Origin of the sequence: Streptomyces sp. NPDC057854, assembly GCF_042797055.1 — a bacterium.
Taxonomy (GTDB): Bacteria; Actinomycetota; Actinomycetes; order Streptomycetales; family Streptomycetaceae; genus Streptomyces.
Genome location: NZ_JBHVMF010000009.1, coordinates 212,640 through 234,894 on the forward strand (window position 1 = coordinate 212,640; position 22,255 = coordinate 234,894).

Genomic DNA, 22,255 nt, shown 5'->3' on the forward strand with positions numbered 1-22,255 from the left:
GATCGTAACCACCGGCGGCCGCCGGCCGACCCGCCGCTCTGCTGATCCGCCTGAACCGTTGCGAGGAAACATGCCCGGGAGACCCGCTGTGCTCGACCCGACCGCCGACCACGGTGCGGTGCCCGCCGCCGTACGCCATGACACGTTCACCGTGGAGACCCGCCTCACCACCGCCCCGGGCACGGTCTTCAGCGCCTTCGCCGATACGCCGGTGCGGCGCCGCTGGTTCCGGCTGCCGGGCCGCGAGGTGTCGTACGACCACGCCTTCGCGGTCACCGGCGGCGAGACCGTCACGAGCGTCTTCTCGGTGCCGGGCGCCGCGCCGGAACGGCTCGCCTACACCTCCCGGTACGTCGACATCGTGCCGGACGCGCGCATCGTCTACACCTACACGGCGGCCGTGGACGACGTTCCCCGCTGGACCTCCCTGGTCACCGTGGAACTGCACCCGGAACCCGACGGCACCCTCCTGCGATGGACCGAACAGGCCGCCTTCCTCACCCCCTCCGACCGTCCGGCAGACGACCTCCCTCACCTGCGCGGGGCAACCCGCCTGCGACTGAACGGCCTTGCCGTGGCGATGGCGACCGCGCGGTGAGAATCTGGACGGAACACCCTTCCCGGACGGACGTCGAGGCCGCCGTCCACCGCTACTTCGACCTGCTCCGAGCCGGGAGAATCCCCGAGGCGGAGCAGCTCATCGATCACCATGCGATGCGCCATGTGTTCAAGGCCCTCTGGACCGGGTCCGTCGAAGCAAGCGCAGAGGGAAAGGAGGCCGACGGAAGTCCTGCTGCCGACGCGTGGGAGCAGGATCTGTCCTGGCTGGCGGAACTCCGTCCCGCGGACTTCCACTGGGGCGACACCGGCAGCAGCGTCTACGTCGAGATCACCTACCGCGCGCAGCTCATCGAGGTGGCGCTGAGCTTCTGGGTGAAGCCCGTCGACACCGGCTGGGTCCTCACGGGCCCGGCCACCCTCTGGTAGGGCAGATGAGAGGGCGCGGTGTGAAGTGGCTCCACCTCGCTGCCCGTACGGCGAAAGGGAGGGCAGAGTATGAACCGAAAACTGTCCGGACTGGCATGCACACTGATCCTGGCCGCATCGGCGAGTGGGACCGGCTGCGCCGCCCAGTACTCCCCCTGCCCGGGGGCCGGCCAGCGGCCAGAGGGACTCAGCCCGAGCGAATTGGTCGGCACCTATCAAAGCTCGGTCGGACGCTTGGCCCTCGACAGCGTCGGGACGTTCACCGCCGTCGGGTGGCCCGCAGATCTCGACGGAGCCACCGGCGAGACGCGGGGCAGAACCGGAAGCGGAACGTGGAAGTTGGCTGCCGTCAACGACGCCGACTGGCCCCTCTCCTTCAGCTTCCACAAGATCAGCGGCTACTGGGACAGCGATGTCAACGGTGGGTCCTACGGAGACGGTCTCTACGTCAGCGGCAGTCGCGAGAACCCCCACCTCTACAGATACGTCGGCGACCCCGACAGCTGCGAACTCGACACCTTCACGCGCACCAGCTGAGCCGCGTTCCCCGCCAGCCGCCACCGTTGCACCTGAACGTCGTTGGCACGTGACGTGGTACGTCGGCAGCGGACCCCCGATACTGGCTGAGTGACCGCGACCACGCCGACGGCCCCCGGACCGCTCACCCGCGAAGCGCCTGCGCACCGGCACGGCGCGCGGCCACGGGTCGCTGCGTCATCACGAGCATCGAGCCTCACGGACCACACCCGGCACAGCCACCAGCCGCGACACAACCGCGGGGAGGTGACGCGCCCTTCTCGCGCAGGCCCCTGGAGCGCGCGCCCCCCGTCAGCGGCCGAGCTGCTCGCGCACATGGGTCAACGCGGCCTCCAACGTGTCGGCCACCTCCTCGTGGCCGGAGAAGCCCTCGTCGGTGCCCGGGTCGACGGTCCAGCCCCACCCGCTGGAATCGTGGCCGTCGACGGTGGCGGTGTGCTCCCCGGCCGTGATCCGGATGGCCAGGTTCCCGCCGGGGAACGAGGTGACGTCGGCATGGGCGTCGGCGCCGAGAATCCGGGTGATGGCGTCGCGGGCGTTCTGCTCGGTGGTCACGGTGGCTCCTCCAGGGTCGTCAGCACGACGGTACGGCTGCCGGGGCCGGTCGGCATCCGCCGCAGGGGCGGCGGGACGACGGGGCGGCGGGGCTGTCACTGCCTCGGGGGGCGGTGCCAAAGGCGGCCGCTAGGGTGATCTGCCCCTGGATCGGCGGATCGGTGCGACGGTCGACGGCGCCGTGCCGCGACTCAGCGACGAGGACGACTCCGCCCGGCGGCGCGTACGCCTCACCTCGGGCGAGACCGCGTGGGCGTACCTGGACGCGCGGGCGCTGCGCGCGGCGGCCCGCATCGTGATCGTCGGCGACAGTGTCGCCTATGGGCGCTGCGATCCGCAGGGCGGCTGGGCGGCGCAGCTGGCGGCGGCCCACATCGCGGCGAACGGGACCCGGCACCGGGCCTTCAACCTGGCGGTCGCCGGCAGCACCCTGACCGACGTCGACGAGCAGACCCCGTCACTGCCGGCTCGCCGCCTCCCCGACACGCTCGTCGGCGCCGCCGGAATCAACGATGCGGACCTGGTGCGAGGACCAGTACGTCGACTTCCTCGGCATGTGGGAGCCGCTGCGGGACCGGCCCGACCTGTTCGGCAAGGCGACTGAATAGATCGTTCGTTTTAGCTTGTGGATCTCGCGAGCACCGTGCTAGCTTGCCGCTTGTTAGAACGTTCTTTTTAGTCGCGGTGCCGCACAGCCCGCGAGCTACGGAGAGGGACATGGACATGAAGTGGAAGCACAAGCACGTCAAGGTCAACGGCCTGGACCTGGCGTACGTCGAAGCGGGCGAAGGGCCGCTCGCCCTCATGCTGCACGGTTTCGACACGCCGAAGTTGTACCGGTACCTGATGCCGGCGCTCGCCGACGCGGGGTACCGCGCCGTCGTGCCCACCATGCGGGGGTTCGCGCCGTCCCAGGTGCCGCCCGACGGGAGCATGCGGCTGCCCGACCTGATCGCCGACGCCAACGGCCTGCACGAGGCGCTCGGCGGCGGTTCCGACGCGGTGCTGATCGGGCACGACTGGGGCGGGTTCACCACCTGGGGCGCCGCCGCTGCCGCGCCCGAGCGGTGGGCCAAGGTGGTCGTCAACGACGTTCCGCCGCTGCGGTTCTACGACCGTGGCGCCGCCGATCCCGAGCGGATCGAACGGTACGTCCACTTCTACTTCTTCCAGATGGCCATAGCCGACCAGCTGGTCGCCGCCGACAACCTGGCGTACCTGGACTGGCTCTGGAACCACTGGACGGGAACGGTCGCCGGCTACGACTCCACCGAGGACCGCAAGGCGATGAAGGAGGGACTGAACACGCCGGAGCGGCTGCACCTGGGTCTGGAGCTGTACCGGCAGAACTTCCCGGCGGCGACGTTCGGCACGCCCGACTGGGAGATGGTCCGCGTGCTGGAGAAGCTGCCGTCCCAGCCCACCCTGTACCTCCACGGGAGCGAGGACCCGGTCGTCGACAAGGCGACGCTCGCCGACCTCCTCGAGCTGCTGCCGGAGGGCTCGGACGGCGCCATGATCGAAGGCGCCGGCCACTTCCTCCTCACCGAGAAGCCGGAGGAGGTCAACGAGCGCATCCTCGCCTTCCTGGCGGCCCGCTGATCCACCGTCGCGGGGCGGCGGCCGGTCGGCTGCCGCGCCGCGGCGGGGCGTCAGAGCCCGTCGGCCCACCCGAAGGTGAGGTTGTACGCGCGCTGGAGCGCGTGCCGGCCGTGGTCCCCGTCGACGTAGGTCCAGACGAGCGCGGCACAGAACCAGACAGCGAACATGCCGCCGACGACGGCCACTGCGACCGTCTTGCCGAACCAGCCGAGCAGCACCAGGGCGACCGCCACGATCGCCGCGCCGACATGGGCCATCCCGGAGTCCAGCACCGCGGTCCTGCGCGCCTCTCGCGCCGCGGCTCGCTGCGCGGCGAGCCGCGCGTCCCGAACGGCCTGCGGTTCGTTCTCGTCGAAGTACATCTCCCACCCTCTCCCCCACCCGGCCGCCCAGGGCGCCCAGAGCGCCGATCATACGCAGCGGGGTCAGAGGCCCCCCTTCTCTTCCCCCTCAGACCGCCAGCGGCACCGGGACCGCCTCCGCCCGCCCGTACCCGAGCACGCGCCTGAGGACTTGACGGAAGGCGGCGATGTCCTCATCGGGTGCCTCGATGACGGCCTCGATCTCACCGTCGTCCAGGCGCAGGCTCTCCAGCGACTCCGGATCGAGCACGATGCGCAGGACGTTGCCCTTCAACACGGCCTCGCGCACGCAGCCGTACGCGGTCCCCTGGTCGGCGGTGACCAGGCAGTGCGTGTCCATGCCCAGGGCGGCCTCCTGCGCGTCGGGCTCGGCCGCGTCCGCCATGAACATCAGGATGAAGCCGCTGCCGTCCTCGTCCTCCGCGAGCGCGGCCTCGATGAAGCCGCCCTCGGGGTCGATCTCGGTGCAGGCGATGCGTGCGGTGAAGCGGAAGGTCATGGCGGTGTTCTATCAGCGCGCTCAGGCGTTGTCGTAGCCGCGTGGTAGTCATGTGCCATGAGCCAGTTCCGCGACTTCAATCTCAAGCTGCTCGTCATCGAGGAGCTCATGTACGGCCCCGCGCCCGTCCTGCCGGTCTTCAGCCTGTCCGCGAAGCTGGCGGAGCGCGGGATCGACGACCCCGTTGACTACGTGCTGGAGAACGGCCTCCACGAGGAGGTGCTGCCGGAGGCGCGGGCGCATTTCGAGGCGCTGGAGATACCGGCCGAGCTGCTGGCCGGCGTCGAGGAGCTGTGCTTCGACGCCGGGGCGGACGTCTTCCGGCACTGCGCTCCCGCCTGGGACGGCGAGGACGACCTGTTCGACGTGCGGTCGCTCGACGACCTCGCACTGCTGCCGAACCTGCGGGAGGTCACCTTCGCCGAGGACGGCGTCCTGGCCGTGCCGGACGCCGCCGAGATCTTCGCCGCGCGCGGCATCGACGCCGACTTCGACTGACGACACACGCGCATCGGCGCCTTCGGCCGTCAGCCGTGCGTGCGGCGGAGGGCGAGGAGGGTGACGTCGTCGGAGCGGTGGGGGCCGTCGAGGCGGGCGATCAGCTCGTCCGCGTACGACTGGAGCGTGGTGTGGTCATGGAGGGCCGGGTGGGTGTGCAGGAGCTGCTCGGCGGTGGTGAGCAGCCGGGCGGTGTCCTCGTCGGGGTCGGTGTCGCGGCGTTCGACGAGGCCGTCGGAGTAGAGCAGCACGATGTCGCCGTCGGCGAGGGGGGTTTCGGCGGCGGCGTACGGGACGTCGGGCAGGACGCCGAGGGTGAGTCCGGGGCCGCCGGGCGGGGCGGGCAGCAGGGTGGCGCGGCCGTCGCGGAGGAGGACGGGCAGGGGGTGGCCGGCGCAGGTCCAGCGCAGGACGCCGCGCTCGGGGTGGTAGCGGGCGATGACCGCCGTGGCGGTTGACTCGGCGCCGTCGTCGCAGGCCATGTCGTTGAGCCAGTGGGTGAGTTGTTCGACGGGGGCGTCGGTGTAGGCCAGCCCGGCGAGGGCGTACCGGAGTTTGGCCATGAGGGTGACCGCGTCGAGGCCGTGGCCGCGGGCGTCGCCGAGGGCGAGGAGGAGGCGGCCGCCGGGCAGCCGGCGGGCCTTGTACCAGTCACCGCCGACGCCGGAGCGGGTGGAGTCGGGCCGGTAGACGACGGCGGTGTCGATGCCGGAGGAGGCGAGTCCGCCCGGCGAGCGGGGGACGACGGCCTCGCGCAGCGCGTCCGCGACGTCGGCCAGCGCCTCGGCGCGGGCGCGCTGGCGGCGGGCTTCCGCACGCGCCGCGTCGGCGCGGGCGCGGCGGCGGGTGTCGTCCGTGATGTCGACGAGGACGGCGCGGACCGCCCAGACGGGCCCTTTGCGGGGACGGACCGGTTCGGCGACGACGCGGATGACGCGTTCGTACGGCCCGGGGAGCGTGACCGCGCACTCGGAGCGGCGCTTGTGGAAGAAGATGTCGTAGAGGAGACGGTAGAGCTCGGTGAGGCTGGCGGGGGCGAGGAGGTCCGCGAGGTCGAGGAGGTCGGCCGGGACGGGTGTGTGCGGGGCGAGGCCGAGGACGTGCCGGAAGCCCAGCGAGGGGGTGACCGTCGCGTCGGCGATGTTCCACTCGGCCCAGCAGGTGCGGACGAGTTTCTGGGCGGCGAGGGCCATGCGGACGGGGTGGCCCGGTTCCCAGGTGACGAGGAGGTGGTCGCCGCAGGGGGCCACGACGACGTCGTTGCTGATCCGGGCCGGCGGCCCGTCGGGGCGGGGGATGAACCACTCCACGATCTCGGGCCCCTGCGGCGCCCGCTCGTGGTGGGCGTCGGCGAGCATGCGGGGCAGGCCGGTGCCCTGGAGGAGGGGGAAGCGGTCGAAGAGACGGACGGGGCCGCTCCAGCGGGGTACGGACGCGGCGGGGACATGGGCGCGGGCGTACGAGACGGCCCGGGTGTTCTGCGTGAGGTACAGGAAGTCGGTGATCCGGCCGCCGTCGTCCGTCTGGGGTGCGACGAGGAGCGCCGCCATGGGCAGCGCGTCAAGGAGGTCCTGTACGGGGGCGGGCACGGGCTCCGGCGCCGTGGCGGGCGGGGCGGCGGGGGCGCGCGGCGCCGGGCGGTGGGTGCGCGCGTACGTCTCGATGCGGTGGCGCTGGGCGGCCAGCAGCTCGCGCAGGGCCTGGTGGTCGAGGGCCGATCGAGGGTCCTGTCCGGTGGGGGCGTGCTCCATGGGGCGGGACCTTTCGGTGGCGCGGGGGCGGCAAAGAGGGTGGTGCGGGGCGGCGGCGGAGTGGCACCTCAGGGGAGCGGAATCTCCGGGGTTACCGGCGCCGGAACTGGCGCAGGGACTGGCGCCGAGGTCTGGCGACTGCGTCCGGCCGGGGTCTGACGGCCGCGTTTCACGCCCCCGATGCGGCGGAGTACGGCTCCGTTCCCCGAGGACTCCCCCAGGGACGCCCGCGTTTCCACGCCCCGACGCCGCCCTCGCGCTCCGGACGGGTCACGAGAGCCACTGGCGTTCCGGACCGGAGGCCACCGCTGGAGGGGCCCTTCGTCCCGGTGGGGAGATCCACATCACACTGTAGTCTGCACTATATGTCCGAAATGTCCGAAAGAAGACGCGGTCCTGTCGACAGCGGGCAGGATCCTGACGGCGCGGAGGCCGCCCCCCTCGCCGGAGCCCGTATCCTCCTCGGCGAAGCGGACCCGGCGACCGCCGAACGTATCGCCCAGGCCCTGCGCGAGCACGGAGCGTCGACCGTCCACACCGTCCGCTCCACGGACGCCTTCCTGGAGGTCGGCGCCGCCCCGCCCGCGCCCGTACGGTTCTGGGACGCGGCCGTGTGGCACACCGGCCTCGCCGAGACCGAGACCGAGGCCGAAAGCGGGGCCGGGCGCGAGTCCCGCAGCGAGGCCGGCGGCGGGGCCGGAAGCCATGAAGCGCTCCTCCGGCTCCTCCGGCGCTGGCGGGACCGGCATTCCGGCATCCCGGTCGTCGTGACCGACGACGCGCCCACCGCCCGCCTCGCCGTGTCCGCGCTGCGCGGCAAGGCCGCCGACCTGGTCGAGCGCTCCGATCCGGACGCGCTGGCGGCGGCCGTCGCCCGGGCCGTCGCGGAGCGGGCCGATCCGCTCGGCGTCGAGGGCTCCGGGCAGGGCTCGCTGCGCATGCTGGTGGTCGGCGCCCACCCGGACGACGTGGAGATCGGCCTCGGCGGCACCATCCACCGCCGCGCGCACAGCGGCTGGGACGTCACGATCCTCACCATGTCCGGCGGCGGGAACGGCGGCGACCCGGCGCTGCGCCGGCGGGAGGCCCACCGGGCCGCCGAGGTGCTGGGCGCCCGGCTCGTCATGGAGAACCTGCCCGACGGGTCGATGGCCGACGACCGGGTCACCGTGGAGGCCGTGGAACGCGTCGTCGCCGAGGTGACGCCGGACGTCGTCGTCGTCCACTCCGAGAGCGACACCCACCAGGACCACCGGGCCGTGCACCGCGCGACGCTCGTGGCCTGCCGCAAGGTGGCGCGCCTCGCCTGCTACCAGTCGCCCTCCGCGACCGTGGCGTACCGGCCGAACCGGTTCATCGAGCTGAGCGAGGTCGACGTGGAGGCCAAGCTCGCCGCGATCGCCGCGCACCACTCGCAGGCGGCGAGCCGCTGGTACCTCGACGAGGACCTGCTGCGCTCCACCGCCCGCTACTGGGGCCGCTTCCCCCAGACCCGCTACGCCGAACCCCTGGAGCTCGTCCATGAACGCAACGCCGTCCTCCTCTGACCCCTCCCCCGCCTCCGCCCCCGCCTCCGCCCCGGTGCCGGACCTCTCCCTGCCGCTCGGCAGACCGCCGCGGGTCCTCGTCACCGGCGCCGGCGGGCCGTCCGGCGTGTGCTTCCTCCGGGGCCTCGAAGGGGCGGCCGAGCGGTACGCCGCCGACCTCGACCCCAACGGCGCGGGCCTGTACCTCGTGCCGCGCGCCTACCGGATGCTGCTGCCGCCCGGCGACGCCCCCGGCTTCGCCGAGGCCGTGCTGCGGCTGTGCCGGCGCCACGCCATCGACGTCCTGGTGCCGACCGTGGACGTGGAGCTCGTGGCGCTCGCCCGCGTGGCCGCCACCTTCGCCGACGCGGGCGTGCGGGTGCTGGTCTCCCCCGCCGAGTCGCTGGAGGCGTGCCTGGACAAGTGGCGGCTGGCGGAGGCGTGCCAGGGCGCGGTACGGCTGCCGGACACCCTGCTCGTCGGGGCGTCGGGCCCGGTGGAACCCGAGGGCGGCTATCCGGCGGTGGCGAAGCCGCGCAGCGGTTCCGGTTCGCGCGGCATCGTCGTCGTGCGCTCCGCCGAGGAGGTGGCCGGGCTGCCGCAGGACGGGTCGTACCTGCTCCAGGAGTTCCTGCCCGGCACCGAGTACTCCGTGGACGTGCTCACCGACGCGGGCGGCCGGGTCGTGGCCGCCGTGCCGCGGGCCCGGGACAAGACGGACTCCGGCATCGTCGTCGCCGGCCGCGTCCTGGACCTGCCCGAGCTGTCCGGGCTCGCCGAGGACACCGTCCGCACCCTGGGGCTGCGCGGCGTCCTCAACGTCCAGCTGCGCGAGGACCGGTCGGGGAAGGCGGCGCTCCTGGAGGTCAACCCGCGTCCCCCGGGCGGTCTTTCGCTGACGGTCGCCGGCGGGGTGGACATGCCGAAGTGGGCCGTGGCCTCGCTGCTCGGCGTCACCCTCCCGGAGCGGATCGCGCACCGGGAGACGGCGGTCGTCCGGCACTGGCAGGACGTCGTCCTCGCGCCGCGTGAGCTCGGCGACATGGGTGACGTGACGGAGGCCGGCCGGCCCGCCGCCGAAGGGGCCCGGGAGGCGGCGGCGTGACCGGCTCGCCGGCGCACGGCGCGGTCCCGGAGGGGCCCGATCCGCTGCGTACCGACCTCCACACCCACACCGACTTCTCCGACGGGCACGACACCCTGGACGCCGTCGTCGCCTCCGCCGCCGGCGCCGGACTCGACGCGCTCGTCCTCACCGACCACGTCCGCGCCGACACCACCTACCTCCCCGGCTACGTCCAGGCCGTCCGCACGGCCCGCCGCACCGCGCCGCTGACGCTGGTGTGCGGGGTGGAGGCCAAGATCCTCGACACCGAGGGCGGCATCGACCTCCCCGGCGACCTGACGGGCGTCGAGCACGTGGCGCTGGCCGACCACCGGTTCCCGCTGCCCGACGGGCCGGCCCACCCCGACACCGTACGCGCGCTGCTCGACGAGGGGCGGCTCGCGCCGGACGAGGCGCTGCGGCTGCTCGTCCGGGCGACGGCGCGGGCCGTGGAGCGGGTGCCGGCGGGGATGACCGCGCACGTGGCGCACCTGTTCAGCGTGCTGCCGAAGGCGGGTCTTGACGAGGCGTCCGTCGACGCGGCCGTACTCGCCCCGCTGGCCCGGGCCTGCCGCGCGCGGGGCGTCACCGTCGAGCTGAACGAGAAGTGGCGGTGCCCGTCCGTCCGCACCGCCCGGCTGCTGCGGCGGGCCGGGGTCCGGCTGGGGGCGGGCAGCGACGCCCACCGGGCGGAGGCGGTGGGCCGGTTCCGGTGGGTGGCGCCCGCGCTCAGGAAGGCGGCGGACGCGACAGACGCGACGGACACGACGCGGAAAGCAGAGGCGGGAGAGGCGGCGGAGGCGGCGGAGGTGCGGTGGACGTCCTGAACCAGATCCTGCACGTCGTGGCGACCGTCCTCGTCTTCCTCGGCGCCGTGCCGCTCGTGGTCGCGATCGTCCAGTTCCTGCTGATCGGCCTCCAGCGCTTCCGGCACCTGTACGAGGACCGGCCGCCGCACCTGCCGCGTACCGCCGTCCTCATCCCGGCCTGGAACGAGGCGCCGGTCCTCACCGCGTCCGTCGAGGGCCTGCTCGCCCTGCGCTACCCGGCCGACCGGCTGCGGATCGTGGTCGTCGACGACGCCAGCACCGACGAGACGCCGGAGGTCATGCGGCGGCTGACGGGCCGCCACCCCGGGCGGGTGGTGCACCTGCGGCGGGAGGACGGCGGCCAGGGCAAGGCCCACACCCTCAACCACGGCCTCGCCCACGTCCTCGCCGACGACTGGGCCGAGGCCGTGCTCGTGATGGACGCCGACGTCGTCTTCGACCGTGACGCGCTGCTGCGGATGACCCGCCACCTCGCGGACCCGCGGGTCGGTGCCGTCACCGCGTACATCAAGGAGGGCAGCGGGAAGCAGGGCAACTACCTGACCCGCTACATCGCCTTCGAGTACATCACCGCGCAGGCCGCCGCGCGCCGCGCGCAGAACGTGCTCGGCGTCCTCGCGTGCCTGGCCGGCGGCGCGCAGCTGCACGCCCGGGACAGCCTGGAGGCGATCGGCGGCCGGATCGACACCTCCACGCTGGCCGAGGACACCGTCACCACCTTCGAGACGCAGCTGACCGGCCGCCGGGTCGTCTTCGACGGGTACGCGACCGTGCTCGCCGAGGAGCCGGGCGACCTGGCGGGCCTGTGGAAGCAGCGACTGCGGTGGGCCCGCGGGAACCTCCAGGTGACGCACCGCTACCGGCACGTGTGGTTCCGTCCCTGGCGACGGCGGCAGGGGCACCGGCTCGGCTCGGTCCTCTTCGGCCTGATCTGGTACGCGCTGCTCCTCACGCCCGTGCTGCTGACGGTCTGCTCGGCGGCGCTGCTCTACCTGTACTTCACCGCCTCGGACCGTTCCTGGCAGCTGTTCCAGTGGCTGTGGGTGGTCAACCTCGTCTGCTATCTGCTCATCATCCTGATGGCGGCGGTCGTGGACCCCGGCACGTTCCGGCGCTGCTGGCGGGAGGCGCTGATCTATCCCGGGCTCGTCTCCACCTGCATCCTGGTCGTCACGGCGCTGCCCGCCGTCTTCCTGCCGCTCCTCGCCGACGCCGGCCTGTTCACGGACGACGGCTCGCCGCAGCCCCTGATGATCGTGGTCTACGCGTGGATGGGCCTGAGTCTGCCCCTCGCCTGGGTCGCGAAGCTGCTCACCGGGACGCGGATGCGGTGGTGCGCGCCGGTCCTGCTCCACCTGGTGGGGTACGGGTCGCTGCTCGCGGCCTGCCTGGTGGCGGCGTGGGTGCAGGAGCGGCGGAACGCGGACCTGGCGTGGGACAAGACGGAGAAGACCGGGAAGGTGGCGGCGGGACGATGACGGCGGCGGCAGCGGACCCCGGCGGCCCGGGCCCGGAGAGGGACCCGCGGCGGGCGCCGGCGGCGGACGCGGACGAGGAACTGGCGCGGTACGCGGCGGAGCTGACGGGCGGCGACCGGCGCCGTGACCGGCGGCTGCTGTGGTGGGAGCTGCTGGTGGTCCTGCTCGTCGCCGCCGCGCTGACGGCCAGGGCGCTCTGGCTGACCTGACCGGGGTCAGGAGAGCACGAACGGGTTGGCGCCCTGTGCGGCGAGCGCGAACCAGGCCGTCGTACCGGTGTGCAGGCTGGCGTACAGCGTGTCGCCGTCGCCGGTGCGCAGCCCGTCGGAGGACGCGGCGACGATGCCGTACCCGTCGGCGTGGGGTGCGCGGGCCTGGGCGGCGCGGAGGGTGGCGAGCAGCTGGTCGGCCTGCTCCCGGTCACGGTCCCGGTCCGCGCCGTCGGCGTCGTCCGCGCCTTCGGCGCCGGCGCGGTGGCGGAGGGCGGCGGCCATGTGGGCGGTGCCCTCGAACCACACCTTGGAGGTGTCGGCGTCGCTGACCGACACCCCGCGGAATCCGCCGTCCTCGGCGGCCAGGCGGCGCAGGGCCCAGTCGAGCGATCCGGCATGCCGGGCGTTCCCGGTAGCCAGGTAGGACCAGCTCTGGGGGTCCTCCGGGACGGGCGAGCGGTTGACGGTGGTGCCGTCCGTGCCGGTCCCGGTCCAGAAGTGGGGGCCGTCCGGGTTCCACAGCGCGTCGAGGAAGCCGGTCGCGACCGCTGCCCGGTCGGCCCACGTGCGGTCGCCGGTGACGTCGGCGAGGCCGCGGAAGAGGGCGGCGACGTCGGTGTTGTGCTCGGTGGACTTCCAGGTGAGCGGCGTGCCGGAGGCGGGGGTGCCGCCGGTGTGGCCGGCGACGCCGGCGGTGGACGCGGTGTGGTCCTGGATCCACGCGCCGAGCCGCAGCGCGCCGTCGCGGTACGCGGCGCCGCCCGTCGCGCGGTGGACGTGGAGCAGGGCGAGCCCGGTCCATGCCTGCGCGCCGGTGAACGCGTCGGCGGCGGCGACCGCCGGCAGTCCGTCCGCCGCGGTCACCTTCCCGGAGGTGTACGACTGGCGCACCCGCCCGTCTCCGGCGGCGTCTCCGGCCTGGAGCGCCAGCAGCGTCCCCGCCAGGGCCCGGGCCCGCTTCAGGTCGGATGCGGTGCCGCGGGCGCAGTAGGCGATGACGACGAGCGCCACGTCGTAGGTGAAGGCGATGGTCGAGTGGTGCGTCTCCATCCACCCGCCGGTGTAACTGCGGGGCAGCCCCTGCCGGTTCCCGCCCGCCGCTTCGTCGACGCGCCGGTCGAGGAACGTGTACGCCCGCTCGATCGCTTCCTCCTCGCCCACGCCGCTCTCCCCCGCCGCACCCGCGCCTCCCGACGCGCACCCGCCGAGCGCCACCACCACACCACCCACCACCGCCGCCGCGAACGCGCGCCGGCTCACCGCCCCGCGACCGCTCTCCCAGGAACCCATGGCTCCTCACTTAAACGCTCCGGACGGCTCCCCGGACCCAGACACACCCGAACAGAACGAACATTTCGCACGCTTCAGGGGGGGCGAGGGAACCAAGGGCTCGGCCGGACGCTCAACACCAGGGAGAGGAAGGGTGGGACCGTATGTCCGACGAGGTGACGGCCTGGCTGCGGCGGAGCGCATTACCGCTGGACCGCGTCACCGCGGGCGGATCCACGGCCGATCTGCAGCCGCTGAAACGGGCTCTCGACGGGGTGCGGGTCGTGGGACTGGGGGAGGCGACGCACGGGACGCGGGAGTTCTTCCGGCTCAAGCACCGGCTGCTGGAGTTCCTGGTGACGGAGCTGGGGTTCTCGGTGCTGGCGATGGAGGCCAGCGCCTCGGCCGGTCCGGCGGTCGACGCGTACGTCCGCCACGGTGCCGGGGACGCCGCGCGGGCGCTCGACGGGCTGGGGTTCTGGACCTGGCGGACGCATGAGGTGCTCGACATGATCGAGTGGATGCGCGCCTACAACCAAGGGCGGCGCGACGACCGGAAGGTGCGCTTCGCCGGCATCGATCCGCAGCGGTGCGGCGGCTCTCTCGACGTCCTCGCGTCCTTCCTCCGCCGGACGGCGCCCGACCGCGCGGCCGGCCTGCTCGCTCCGCTGCGCGTGCTCGCCACGGCCCATCCGGGGTCGCGGCCCGATCCGCGGCAGCGGCTGGTGCGCGACGCCGAGGAGGCGCTGGCGTACGTCCGCCGCCACGGTCGCGAGGCCACAGGCTCTGCCGACGCGCTGCGGCACGCCGAGATCCTGGTGCGGGCCGCCGATCTGGTGACGCGTCCCGGGCACCACGAGGACCCCGAGCAGACCGTCTTCGCCGCGCGCGACCGCGCCATGGCGGACGCGGTCGGGGCGATCCTCGAAGACCCTGAGGCCAAGGTCGCCCTCTGGGCGCACAACGGGCACGTCACCAAGGGCCGTCACGCGGGCGCGGTGCCGACGCTGGGCCACCACCTGCGCGCACGGTACGGCGACGCCTACTACGCGCTCGGGCTGCTGTTCGGCAGCGGCGCCTTCCGGGCCCGGCGGATGCGGCCCGGCCCGTGGTCCCGTCCCCGGCCGACGCCCGTCGCCACCCATCCGGTCGGGCCGCCCCGCGCCGGCACCGTCGAGGCCCGGCTGGCCGCCGCCCACCCGGGCGACCACCTCCTGGACCTGCGCGGCGCGGCCGACGCGCCGCCGGCCGTCCGCGCATGGCTCGGCGAGCGGCACGGGACGCGCAGCTTCGGCGCCGTGGTGCCGCGCTGGACGTACCGGCTCCACCTCCTCCCCGCCTCCCTGGCGGAGGAGTACGACGGACTGGCGTACGTCGCGCGCTCGTCCGCCTCCCGGCCGCTCCCCGGTTCGTGAACGCCGGCGCGCACGGGACGCGTGCGGCGGGCAGGGGGCCGGGGTCAGGCGGCCAGGGCCTTGCGCAGGTGCTCGGCGAAGTCGGCGGGGTGGGTGGTGAGGCCGACGTGGCCGCCGGGGAAGTGCCGGAAGTCCGCGCCGAGGGCGTCGGCCAGGAACGCCGCCGTACGGTACGGCAGTTCGCCGCGCGAGTCGTGGCCGCCCGCGAGGACGAGGCGGGCCGCGTGCGCGCGCAGGCGGACGAGGTCCGGGACGTAGGCCATGAAGCCGGGCACGACGCGGCCGAGGAAGTACGGGAGGTCGCCCAGTGTCTGCTCGCGGCGTGCGGCCGCCTGCGGGGGCAGTTCGGCGGCGGCCTCCGGCGCGGCGGGCGCGGGGGCCACGCCGTCCGCCCGCAGCCCCGCGGCGAATTCGCCCATCGCCGGCCCGAGCCCCCGGGTACGGAGCGTCGTCTGCACGCGCGCGAGGAGGGCGCGGTGCACGGCGGCGTCCGGCAGGACCTCCGGCACCGGCGGTTCGTGCGCCACGACGCGTTCGACCCGGTCGGGGTGGGCGGTGAGGAGGTGGAGCGCGGTGACCGCTCCCGAGCTGGCGCCGAAGACCCGGGCGGGCGCGGTGGGCGACAGCTCGTCCAGCAGACGCAGGGCGTCGTCGGCGTGTTCGGACACCCGCTGCGGGGCGTCGGGGTCGTCCAGGGTGCTGCCCGCCATGCCGCGCGGGTCGTAGGAGGCGACGGTGTACTCGGCGGCGAGGACGTCGGCGATCCCCGCGACGCCGGCCGCGCCTCCGGTCCCGCCGGGGATCAGGAGCAGGAGCGGGCCCTGGCCGCGTACCTCGTGACGCAGGGTCGCTCCGGGGACGCGCAGGTGCGCGGTGGTCGGTTCGGTGGTCATGCGGATGCTCCTTCTCCGGTGGTGGTGGGCCAGTGCTCCAGGAGGGTGTGCAGGGCGTCGAGGGTCCGCTCCCAGGACCGCTGCGGGGTGCGCGCGTGCGCGAAACCGCCCGCCGCCTCCAGGGCGACGAACCCGTGGAACGTGCTGCGCAGCAGCCGGACCGCGTCGGTCAGATCGGGCTCGGTGAGCCGGTAGCCGCGCAGCATCCCGTACGTCAGCTCGACCGCGCGGCGCGGTCCGGGCGCGTCGGCGGCGAGCGCGGGGTCGATGTCGACCGGGGTCTGCGTCGCCGCGTAACGCCCCGGGTGCGCGTGGGCGTACGCACGCCACGCGTCGGCGAACGCCACCAGCGCGTCCTTGCCGGACCGCCCGGCCATCGCCTCCGCGATGCGGATCGTCTTCTCGTCGGCCGCCGCGAGCGCGATCCGGCCGCGGAGGTCGTCCAGGTTCCACACGTGCGAGTAGAGGCTCGCGTCCTTCACGCCCAGCCGCCGCGCCACCTGCGCCATGGTGACCCGCTCGAAACCGACCTCGTCCGCCAGTTCGGCGCCCGCGGCGGTCACCCGCTCCGCCGTCAGCCCGGCCCGTACCATCGCCCGCCCTCACCCCTTCCCTGGAACCCTAGGACCCCTAGGCTAGACCTACGCCCCCTAGGAACGTCCACCGGATTATGCGACGGCGGCGCCCGGAAGCGCCGGGGCATGGCCGGCGGTCAGCCGATGCGCTCCGCAAGGGCGACGATGATGCCCGACGGACCGCGGAGGTAGCAGAGCCGGTAGACGTCCTCGTAGGTGGCCACGTGGCCGAGCAGTTCGGCGCCGTGGGGGCGCAGCCGGGCGAGGGTGTCGTCGAGGTCGTCGACCGCGAACATGACCCGGTGCAGACCCACCGTGTTCGGCGGCGGGGCGTCCGACCCCGCGCGGATCGCGGCGGGGGCGTGGTACTGCGCGAGTTCCAGCCGACCGTGACCGTCCGGGGTCCGCATCATCGCGATCTCGCTGCGGACGCCGTCGAGCCCGACCGTCCGGTCCGCGAACAGGCCCTCGATCGGCATCCGGCCTTCGACCTCCATGCCCAGCTCGGTGAAGAACGCGACGGCGGCGTCCAGGTCCTCGACGACGATGCCCACGTTGTCCATACGCTGAAGCGCCATGATCCTGCTCCTCCCGCGCCGCACGGTGCGCCGCGCCCCCCGGTATACCGAGCGCCCGCCCGACGACCCGCGCACGACACCCGCGAACACGCCGCGGCGATCCCCCGGCCGACGCCGGAGTGCTCAGACCGGGGGCAGCAGGTCGCTGGGGCTGAGGGTGTAGGTGAGGGGTGGGTAAGTGAAGTCGGGGTCGTCGTTCTCGCGGCGTCGCAGGCGGTAGAACGCGCGGCTCTGGTCCTCGTCGGCCAGGGTGAGGCGGGTGCCGTCCGGGAGGTGGGCGTGGCCGTCGCTGAAGCGGATCCGGGTCTTGGAGGTGCGGAAGGTGACGCCCAGCCACCGGTTGTCCGGCTCGTGGCCGGGGGCGTCCCAGACGATGCGGTGCTTGAGCCGGCGGTTCGCGGCGACGGAGAACGCGACGACGCTGTGGTGGGTCAGGGGGATCTCGTAGGGGTCCTCCTCGCCCTCTTCCTGGCCGTCCTTCACGGTGAAGACGAGCTTCCGCTGGGGCGCCGCTTCGGGGTGCTCGTAGCAGGAGTAGACGGCGATGTACCCGTCGTCGCGCAGGTCGAGGGCCTGGTCGGAGTGGCTGCCCATCTTCTTGTAGGCGTTCGTGTAGCACTCCACGAGCGCGTTGTCGAAGCCGACGGGAAGGCCCGCGTGGCGCTGGACGTCCCGGGCCAGGCGCGTGTGCACCGGGCGGAAGCGCTGCGCCGGTTCGGCGTAGCGCGTGGTCGTGCGGACGAGCGGTACGCCGCCGGAGGCGTCGACGTCGCACAGCACCGCGCCGGTCCGGCCCTTCCCGACGCTCTCCAGGCGCGTCGCCGCCGACAGCTCCGCGAAGGGGTCACCGGCGGCCGGCAGCGCGCACGAGACGACGAGCTCGTCCCAGGCCCTACGGTCGAGGGGCACGGTAGTCCCCCGTGTTCATGCTGAAGAGGAAGCCGTCGCCGTAGTCGACGTACGCCGTCGTGCTGTTCTCCTCGGCGTACAGCCTGCGCAGCTCGTCCATGCCGGCCGGGGTGGGTGGTTCGAGCTCCACCAGTCCTCCGGCCCGCTTGAGGTAGGTGCGGCCGTCCTTGTGGACGGCTTCGGTGCGGGAGCAGCGCACCACGTAACCCAGGCGCGTGGGGATCGTCCCGGCGTCCAGTGCCGACGGGCGGATCTCGTGCGTGTACAGGCGGTTGGTGGAGAGCGGCATGAGGAAGACCGAGCCGGGGTGGAGCGTCACCGTGAACCGGTCGGGGAGCTCGGTGACTTCGGCCTCGTCCGTCCGGTTCTCCTTGCGGCGGAAGCGGAGCCGGGTGAGGCCGCTGACGCCCTTCACGCCGTAGTCGAAGGGGTCGTCCGGCAGCGGCTGGAGCCCGTCGAGGCCGTCGTAGAAGGTGCAGAAGGCCATGATGCCGTGGGCGGGCATGTCCTTCGTCTTGTCGGCGTGGGCCGCGATCTTCGCCTTGGACTGCTTGCGCTCCGCCGTGGCGCTGGTGTTGTGGTAGATCTGCGCCAGGACGTGGTTGAGCGGCGGGTGGTCCCGGAACACGGCCGCCGCCTCGCGGTTCAGGTCCGCGACGATGCGGGTGTCCGTCGGGCCGAAGCCCTCCGTGGGACCCGAGAGGTTCGTGGAGCAGCGGAGGAGCCTGAAGTGCCGTTCGTCGCCGCGTACGTCGACGGGCGTCAGGTAGATGCCGCTGCGGTGGGCCGCGCCGGGTTTGGTGGACTCCGTCAGCGACTGGAAGGCGTGTTCGGCCCGTATCCGCCCGAAGTGACCGGCGTCGGGCTCGAAGAAGCGGCGGTAGTGGACGCCGGCGCCATGGACGCGGACCGGCACCCGGCCGACGTCGACGACGGACCACGGGCAGGCGCCCGCGCCGTCCTCGTCCCGCCCGTGCGTCAGCTGCCGGACGACGAAGACGCGCGCCGCCGCGGCGAGTCGGCGCGTGAGGCCGCTGATCTCGGCTGCGTCGCCGCACAGGTAGACCGTCTTCCCCGCGAGGTCGAGCGCGCCGGAAGCGGCCTCCTCCGGAGTCGCCTTGGTCCCGAAGAAGTCCCGCAGCAGCTTGTCGTCGTGGAGGTGCCGGGGAGCGACCAGGACACTCCTCGTCTCGTCGACGCGGGCTTCCGGCGGCTTCGTTGCGGACATCACGCGCTTCCTGCCCTGTACTGCTCGTCACGGGAACGTCGGATGCCGATGCTCTCACGGGGCTTGGCGGCGATCAACGGAGGTCCCGGCGTCACACCGTCCCAGGCCGGCCGCGCCCCCGGGCCGTTCCTCAGCCGTGCAGAGCCGCGTACGCCGCCGTCCAGCCGCCGCCGATCCGGTCGCCGCGCGTGAAGACGGCCGCGCCGCGGCGGCCGGCCGAGGGGTCGGCGGGGGCCGCGGGCGGGAACGGGAGGGTGGTGTCCTCGCCGTCGGACGTGTGGGCGGCGGTCGCGGCGCGGTCCCACAGGTGGATCACGGCGCCGGGCGGCGCCCACACCCGGACCGTGTCGCCGTCGAGGTCGAGCCGGGCGCCCGTGGCGCGTTCGGCGAGCAGGGCGCGGTACCGGTCCGGGGGCAGGGCGCAGTCACCGGGTGGTGTGGTGCCGGGCCAGTCGGGGGCGTCGATGCCGCGGGCCCGGGCCGCGTGCCACAGGCGCGGGACGAGCTGGGGCGCGAGCGGGGCGGTGGCCATGCGCTCGCACATCCAGAGCAGCCGGCCGGCGCCCCGGCCGGGCCCCAGCGCGCGCCAGCGGATGCGCAGGGCGAGGTCGGCGGCGACGACGGCGACCCAGGGGTGGACGGTGCCGAGCGGGCCCTGCGCGCCGAGCCACGCCAGGTAGCGCTGGGCCTCCTCCAGGATGCCGGCCATGGAGTCGACGGGGATGCCGAGGACGTACGCGGGACGGCCGCGGAAGAGCGCCGGGCGGGTCGCGGCGAGCAGCAGGACGGCGCGGGCCAGGTCCCCGGCCTGCGGCTGCTCCTCGTCGTCGTCGGCATCCGCACCGGCGCGGGCGCCCTTGGCGGGTTCCTTCACCGGGCCGATCCCCCAGGGGTCGTCCCCGGCCGTCTCCCACCCGGTCCCCCGTTCGAAGTCCGCCGTGCCGTCCGGCCGCTCGGTCTCGCGCAGGACCCGGCGCAGGGCCGCCTTCGCCCGGTCGGTGAACGGCGCCTTCTCCAGCGCGGGCAGGCAGGTGCTGAGCAGCGCCGCGAGCACCTGCTCGGCGGCGAGCGGGTCCTCGGGGACGGGTGCCGTGCGCAGGGCGGTCGCCAGGTCGTCGGCGAGGGTGGCGTCGACCATGAAGCGGCTGGTCAGCCGGCCCAGCGCGGTGGGTTCCAGGCGCTCCCCGCCGTCGCCGGCGCGCAGGCAGCCGGTGTCCGTGAGGTACCGGGCCGCCTCGTGCAGCGGCTCGACGCTGTCGTGGCCCTGGTACGCGGCGAAGGTGCCGGCCCACCACCGCTCGGCGTCGTCGAGGGTCGCGACGCGTTCCTGGACGGCCTCCGCGAGGAGGTGGTCGGCCAGGGACTCGTCCAGGCGCGACCGCACGGTGTATCCGGCGGCCAGCCGGGCCTGCCAGTGGGCGCGTTCGGCCGGGTCTGCGAGGAGGAACGCCCAGCCCTCGCGTTCCCCGGCGCCGATGCGCCCGGCGCGGCCGAACATCTGCTGGACCATCGACACCTCGACGCGGTCCAGGCCGAGGGTGGTGTCGCGGACGACGACCGCCCGCGCGGGGAGGTTGACGCCGGCGGCGACCGTGGAGGTGGCGACGAGGATCTCCGCCTCGCGGGCGCGGAACGCCTGCTCGGCCTCCCGCTTGTACGGCCAGTCGCGGTAGTGGAGCCGTACGCCCGCCTTCGTGCAGAGCCGTTCGACCTGTTCGGCGTCGTCGGCGTCGACGCCCGTGGTGGGCACGCCCCGGTCGGCGGCGAGGGCGAGCGCCGTCGCCCGGACACCCCGTTTGCTGCCGCAGAAGACGAGCACGCTGCCGCCGTCGTCGGTGACCTGCCGGGCGATCCGGACGGCGGCCTCGGTGCGGACGGCGACCCGCCCCGCCCAGTCGGTCTCGTCGACGGCGGGCAGGTGGGGCAGCTGCCAGGTGAGCCGGGTGGGCCGCCAGGTGGTGCGGACGAGCCGGGCGCCCAGCCAGTCCGCGACCTCGTCGGCGTTGGCGACCGTCGCGGACAGGCCGACGATGCGGGTGCCCGCGCTGTCCTCGCGTACGCGGGCGAGCAGCGCCTCCAGAACGGCCCCGCGCGTCGGGTCGCCGAGCAGGTGGATCTCGTCCACGACCAGGCAGCCGACCTCGCCGAGCGCGTCCCGCAGCGAGCCGGCCCGGCAGATCGCCTCGAACTTCTCGGTGGTCGCCACCCACACGTCGGCGGACCGGATCAGCTCCGTGTCCACCGCGGCCTCTCCGGAGAGGCGGACCACGCGCAGCCCGTGCCGGCGCCACAGCTGGAGCTCGCGGTCGAGTTCGTCGGTGAGCGAGCGCTGCGGCACCAGCCAGGCCGCCTTGCGGCCGCGGGCGTGCGCCGCCAGCGCCGCGACCATGCCGATCGGGGTCTTGCCCGCGCCCGTCGGCGCGACGACGACCAGATGGCCGGTGTCCTCCCGTACGGCGGGGACGGCGGCGGCCTGCACCGGGTTGAACGACGGGTGCGGCAGCAGGCCGGCCCAGTCGGCCGGCACCAGCTCGCCGACGGGCACGTACGCGTCCCGTCCCGCGTCCGGCAGTTCCTCCAGGGCGTCCCACTGGGCGGCGAAGGCGTCCCGGGCGGCGACCGCCCAGGGCCCCACGGCCGACGCCGCGCCGTCCGGACCGGCCGCGACCAGGTCCGTACGGCCTCCGGTGTCGCCGACCGTGCCGACCTGCCCGCCCTCCTCCCAGTAGCGGCTCACCCGGTACGGGACGTCCCGCTGCTCCAGCCAGGCGCGCAGGTCCGCGTACTCCGCACCCTCGGGGAGGATCACGCGCACGTCCTCGGCGGCGGCGAGCGCGGCGTCCGCCGGGCGCCAGGCCGGGTCGGCGGTCTTGCACCACAGCAGGGCGCGCCGTTCGGTCGCGTCGGGCACGGCCAGGTCCACCGGCCACGCCGCCCCCTGGTCCGGGCGCGGCCCCGGGAGCCGGACCCGCACGGTCACCTTCACCTCGGGCCGGCGCTCCTGCCGGGGGGCCTCGCGCGGCGCGGGCGCGGAGGGGCGGCGGCCGGTGGTGCCGGTCAGCTCGTCGTAGCGGCGGGCACCGAGGTCCGCGAGCGTGAAGGCGGCGGGGCAGGCGGGGCAGACGAGCGCCGTGTACCGGTAGGTCCGGCCCTGGGACTCGTACGGGCGGCGCAGCGCGTGCAGGGTGCCGGAGCAGGCGGGGCAGCGGCGCGCGACCGTCTCCTCGTAGCTCCACCCGGGCTCGGCGAACCGCGCGGGCAGCTCGCCGTCGCCCAGCGTGATCTTCCACCGCTCCCGGGCCAGGTCGGCGACGGTCCCCTGGCCGACGGTCTCGTCACTGCGCATGGCACGACTCTCCCATCCCAAGATCACCGCGCGCTCGGAAATCACGCGAATGCCGGTTTTCCCTCCGGGATAGGGTGTGGCCGCGACTGCACGCCCGTTT

Annotated in this window: 23 protein-coding genes; 12 read left to right on the plus strand and 11 right to left on the minus strand. The window is 74.2% G+C overall.

From position 1 onward, the window contains the following. The first annotated feature begins 70 nt into the window (after positions 1-70). The 3 genes from ACFVQZ_RS15875 (at position 71) to ACFVQZ_RS15885 (ending at position 1,524) form a co-directional block, all read left to right on the plus strand. Positions 71-598, plus strand: coding sequence for an SRPBCC domain-containing protein (locus ACFVQZ_RS15875; protein ID WP_383622825.1), 528 nt, complete (start codon positions 71-73; stop codon positions 596-598). After that, a complete protein-coding gene (locus ACFVQZ_RS15880; protein WP_383622828.1) occupies positions 595-987 on the plus strand; it encodes a hypothetical protein in 393 nt (130 codons plus the stop codon). The genes ACFVQZ_RS15875 and ACFVQZ_RS15880 overlap by 4 nt, the downstream gene beginning before the upstream one ends. A 234-nt stretch (positions 988-1,221) precedes the next feature. Then, a complete protein-coding gene (locus ACFVQZ_RS15885) occupies positions 1,222-1,524 on the plus strand; it encodes a hypothetical protein (protein WP_321193037.1) in 303 nt (100 codons plus the stop codon). Between the two features lie 291 nt (positions 1,525-1,815). On the opposite strand, the gene ACFVQZ_RS15890 is transcribed toward ACFVQZ_RS15885, so the two are convergent. Then, entirely contained in the window at positions 1,816-2,079 is a 264-nt protein-coding gene (locus ACFVQZ_RS15890) for a hypothetical protein (RefSeq protein ID WP_051788038.1), read from the minus strand. Between the two features lie 181 nt (positions 2,080-2,260). Here ACFVQZ_RS15890 and ACFVQZ_RS15895 point away from each other — a divergent pair, with 181 nt between their 5' ends. Both ACFVQZ_RS15895 and ACFVQZ_RS15900 read left to right on the plus strand, forming a co-directional pair. After that, positions 2,261-2,683 (plus strand): hypothetical protein, encoded by a 423-nt coding sequence (locus ACFVQZ_RS15895; RefSeq protein WP_383622831.1) that lies wholly within the window; start codon positions 2,261-2,263, stop codon positions 2,681-2,683. A gap of 113 nt (positions 2,684-2,796) precedes the next feature. After that, the gene (locus tag ACFVQZ_RS15900; protein ID WP_383622834.1) at positions 2,797-3,681 is read left to right on the plus strand and encodes an alpha/beta fold hydrolase; all 885 of its coding nucleotides are present in this window, start codon (positions 2,797-2,799) and stop codon (positions 3,679-3,681) included. 50 nt (positions 3,682-3,731) lie between these two features. Here the strand turns inward: ACFVQZ_RS15900 and ACFVQZ_RS15905 are convergent, their stop codons facing one another. Continuing rightward, the gene (locus tag ACFVQZ_RS15905) at positions 3,732-4,043 is read right to left on the minus strand and encodes a hypothetical protein (RefSeq protein ID WP_383622837.1); all 312 of its coding nucleotides are present in this window, start codon (positions 4,041-4,043) and stop codon (positions 3,732-3,734) included. 88 nt (positions 4,044-4,131) lie between these two features. After that, a complete protein-coding gene (locus tag ACFVQZ_RS15910) occupies positions 4,132-4,542 on the minus strand; it encodes an Imm10 family immunity protein (protein ID WP_030496112.1) in 411 nt (136 codons plus the stop codon). Between the two features lie 57 nt (positions 4,543-4,599). Between ACFVQZ_RS15910 and ACFVQZ_RS15915 the strand changes: the two genes are divergently transcribed. Further along, positions 4,600-5,040: a DUF6892 domain-containing protein gene (locus ACFVQZ_RS15915; protein WP_030496111.1), complete on the plus strand. Its 441-nt coding sequence runs from the start codon at positions 4,600-4,602 to the stop codon at positions 5,038-5,040. A 29-nt stretch (positions 5,041-5,069) separates the two neighbouring features. Here the strand turns inward: ACFVQZ_RS15915 and ACFVQZ_RS15920 are convergent, their stop codons facing one another. Then, entirely contained in the window at positions 5,070-6,791 is a 1,722-nt protein-coding gene (locus ACFVQZ_RS15920; RefSeq protein ID WP_030496110.1) for a PP2C family protein-serine/threonine phosphatase, read from the minus strand. A 374-nt stretch (positions 6,792-7,165) separates the two neighbouring features. Here ACFVQZ_RS15920 and ACFVQZ_RS15925 point away from each other — a divergent pair, with 374 nt between their 5' ends. From ACFVQZ_RS15925 to ACFVQZ_RS15945, 5 genes are read left to right on the plus strand one after another with little or no spacing between them, the layout of a single operon-like run. Beyond that, the gene (locus ACFVQZ_RS15925) at positions 7,166-8,338 is read left to right on the plus strand and encodes a PIG-L deacetylase family protein (protein ID WP_321193035.1); all 1,173 of its coding nucleotides are present in this window, start codon (positions 7,166-7,168) and stop codon (positions 8,336-8,338) included. After that, the gene (locus ACFVQZ_RS15930; RefSeq protein WP_383622842.1) at positions 8,313-9,422 is read left to right on the plus strand and encodes an ATP-grasp domain-containing protein; all 1,110 of its coding nucleotides are present in this window, start codon (positions 8,313-8,315) and stop codon (positions 9,420-9,422) included. Before ACFVQZ_RS15925 ends, ACFVQZ_RS15930 begins: the two co-directional genes overlap by 26 nt. After that, positions 9,419-10,249 carry a PHP domain-containing protein gene (locus tag ACFVQZ_RS15935; protein ID WP_383622845.1) on the plus strand — a complete coding sequence of 277 codons (831 nt, stop codon included), beginning with the start codon at positions 9,419-9,421 and terminating at the stop codon, positions 10,247-10,249. Before ACFVQZ_RS15930 ends, ACFVQZ_RS15935 begins: the two co-directional genes overlap by 4 nt. After that, positions 10,237-11,730: a glycosyltransferase gene (locus ACFVQZ_RS15940; RefSeq protein WP_383622848.1), complete on the plus strand. Its 1,494-nt coding sequence runs from the start codon at positions 10,237-10,239 to the stop codon at positions 11,728-11,730. Before ACFVQZ_RS15935 ends, ACFVQZ_RS15940 begins: the two co-directional genes overlap by 13 nt. After that, positions 11,727-11,939 (plus strand): hypothetical protein, encoded by a 213-nt coding sequence (locus tag ACFVQZ_RS15945; protein ID WP_030496105.1) that lies wholly within the window; start codon positions 11,727-11,729, stop codon positions 11,937-11,939. The genes ACFVQZ_RS15940 and ACFVQZ_RS15945 overlap by 4 nt, the downstream gene beginning before the upstream one ends. 6 nt (positions 11,940-11,945) lie before the next feature. Here the strand turns inward: ACFVQZ_RS15945 and ACFVQZ_RS15950 are convergent, their stop codons facing one another. After that, a complete protein-coding gene (locus tag ACFVQZ_RS15950; RefSeq protein WP_383622852.1) occupies positions 11,946-13,232 on the minus strand; it encodes a hypothetical protein in 1,287 nt (428 codons plus the stop codon). 143 nt (positions 13,233-13,375) lie between these two features. On the opposite strand from ACFVQZ_RS15950, the gene ACFVQZ_RS15955 reads away from it, so the two are divergent. Further along, positions 13,376-14,626, plus strand: coding sequence for an erythromycin esterase family protein (locus tag ACFVQZ_RS15955; protein ID WP_383622855.1), 1,251 nt, complete (start codon positions 13,376-13,378; stop codon positions 14,624-14,626). 44 nt (positions 14,627-14,670) lie between these two features. Here ACFVQZ_RS15955 and ACFVQZ_RS15960 read toward each other — a convergent pair whose 3' ends face one another. The 6 genes from ACFVQZ_RS15960 to ACFVQZ_RS15985 form a co-directional block, all read right to left on the minus strand. Beyond that, entirely contained in the window at positions 14,671-15,519 is an 849-nt protein-coding gene (locus ACFVQZ_RS15960; protein WP_383622858.1) for an alpha/beta fold hydrolase, read from the minus strand. Next, the gene (locus ACFVQZ_RS15965) at positions 15,516-16,112 is read right to left on the minus strand and encodes a TetR/AcrR family transcriptional regulator (RefSeq protein ID WP_383622861.1); all 597 of its coding nucleotides are present in this window, start codon (positions 16,110-16,112) and stop codon (positions 15,516-15,518) included. Before ACFVQZ_RS15965 ends, ACFVQZ_RS15960 begins: the two co-directional genes overlap by 4 nt. 119 nt (positions 16,113-16,231) lie before the next feature. Then, positions 16,232-16,672, minus strand: a complete 441-nt coding sequence (locus ACFVQZ_RS15970) for a VOC family protein (protein ID WP_383622864.1) — start codon at positions 16,670-16,672, stop codon at positions 16,232-16,234. A 123-nt stretch (positions 16,673-16,795) separates the two neighbouring features. Next, positions 16,796-17,581 (minus strand): hypothetical protein, encoded by a 786-nt coding sequence (locus ACFVQZ_RS15975; protein WP_383622867.1) that lies wholly within the window; start codon positions 17,579-17,581, stop codon positions 16,796-16,798. After that, positions 17,565-18,809 (minus strand): hypothetical protein, encoded by a 1,245-nt coding sequence (locus tag ACFVQZ_RS15980; RefSeq protein WP_383622870.1) that lies wholly within the window; start codon positions 18,807-18,809, stop codon positions 17,565-17,567. The genes ACFVQZ_RS15975 and ACFVQZ_RS15980 overlap by 17 nt, the downstream gene beginning before the upstream one ends. 130 nt (positions 18,810-18,939) lie before the next feature. Continuing rightward, the gene (locus tag ACFVQZ_RS15985; RefSeq protein WP_383622873.1) at positions 18,940-22,155 is read right to left on the minus strand and encodes a DEAD/DEAH box helicase; all 3,216 of its coding nucleotides are present in this window, start codon (positions 22,153-22,155) and stop codon (positions 18,940-18,942) included. Positions 22,156-22,255 lie beyond the last annotated feature (100 nt).

Bases quoted from the DNA above. Each gene is read 5' to 3' on its own strand.
- ACFVQZ_RS15985 (WP_383622873.1), bottom strand. From the start codon at position 22,155: ATGCGCAGTGACGAGACCGTCGGCCAGGGGACCGTCGCCGACCTGGCC.
- ACFVQZ_RS15960 (WP_383622858.1), bottom strand. From the start codon at position 15,519: ATGACCACCGAACCGACCACCGCGCACCTGCGCGTCCCCGGAGCGACC.
- ACFVQZ_RS15980 (WP_383622870.1), bottom strand. From the start codon at position 18,809: ATGTCCGCAACGAAGCCGCCGGAAGCCCGCGTCGACGAGACGAGGAGT.
- ACFVQZ_RS15910 (WP_030496112.1), bottom strand. From the start codon at position 4,542: ATGACCTTCCGCTTCACCGCACGCATCGCCTGCACCGAGATCGACCCC.
- ACFVQZ_RS15920 (WP_030496110.1), bottom strand. From the start codon at position 6,791: ATGGAGCACGCCCCCACCGGACAGGACCCTCGATCGGCCCTCGACCAC.
- ACFVQZ_RS15945 (WP_030496105.1), top strand. From the start codon at position 11,727: ATGACGGCGGCGGCAGCGGACCCCGGCGGCCCGGGCCCGGAGAGGGAC.
- ACFVQZ_RS15915 (WP_030496111.1), top strand. From the start codon at position 4,600: ATGAGCCAGTTCCGCGACTTCAATCTCAAGCTGCTCGTCATCGAGGAG.
- ACFVQZ_RS15905 (WP_383622837.1), bottom strand. From the start codon at position 4,043: ATGTACTTCGACGAGAACGAACCGCAGGCCGTTCGGGACGCGCGGCTC.
- ACFVQZ_RS15900 (WP_383622834.1), top strand. From the start codon at position 2,797: ATGGACATGAAGTGGAAGCACAAGCACGTCAAGGTCAACGGCCTGGAC.
- ACFVQZ_RS15930 (WP_383622842.1), top strand. From the start codon at position 8,313: ATGAACGCAACGCCGTCCTCCTCTGACCCCTCCCCCGCCTCCGCCCCC.
- ACFVQZ_RS15950 (WP_383622852.1), bottom strand. From the start codon at position 13,232: ATGGGTTCCTGGGAGAGCGGTCGCGGGGCGGTGAGCCGGCGCGCGTTC.
- ACFVQZ_RS15970 (WP_383622864.1), bottom strand. From the start codon at position 16,672: ATGGCGCTTCAGCGTATGGACAACGTGGGCATCGTCGTCGAGGACCTG.
- ACFVQZ_RS15955 (WP_383622855.1), top strand. From the start codon at position 13,376: ATGTCCGACGAGGTGACGGCCTGGCTGCGGCGGAGCGCATTACCGCTG.
- ACFVQZ_RS15965 (WP_383622861.1), bottom strand. From the start codon at position 16,112: ATGGTACGGGCCGGGCTGACGGCGGAGCGGGTGACCGCCGCGGGCGCC.
- ACFVQZ_RS15875 (WP_383622825.1), top strand. From the start codon at position 71: ATGCCCGGGAGACCCGCTGTGCTCGACCCGACCGCCGACCACGGTGCG.
- ACFVQZ_RS15925 (WP_321193035.1), top strand. From the start codon at position 7,166: ATGTCCGAAAGAAGACGCGGTCCTGTCGACAGCGGGCAGGATCCTGAC.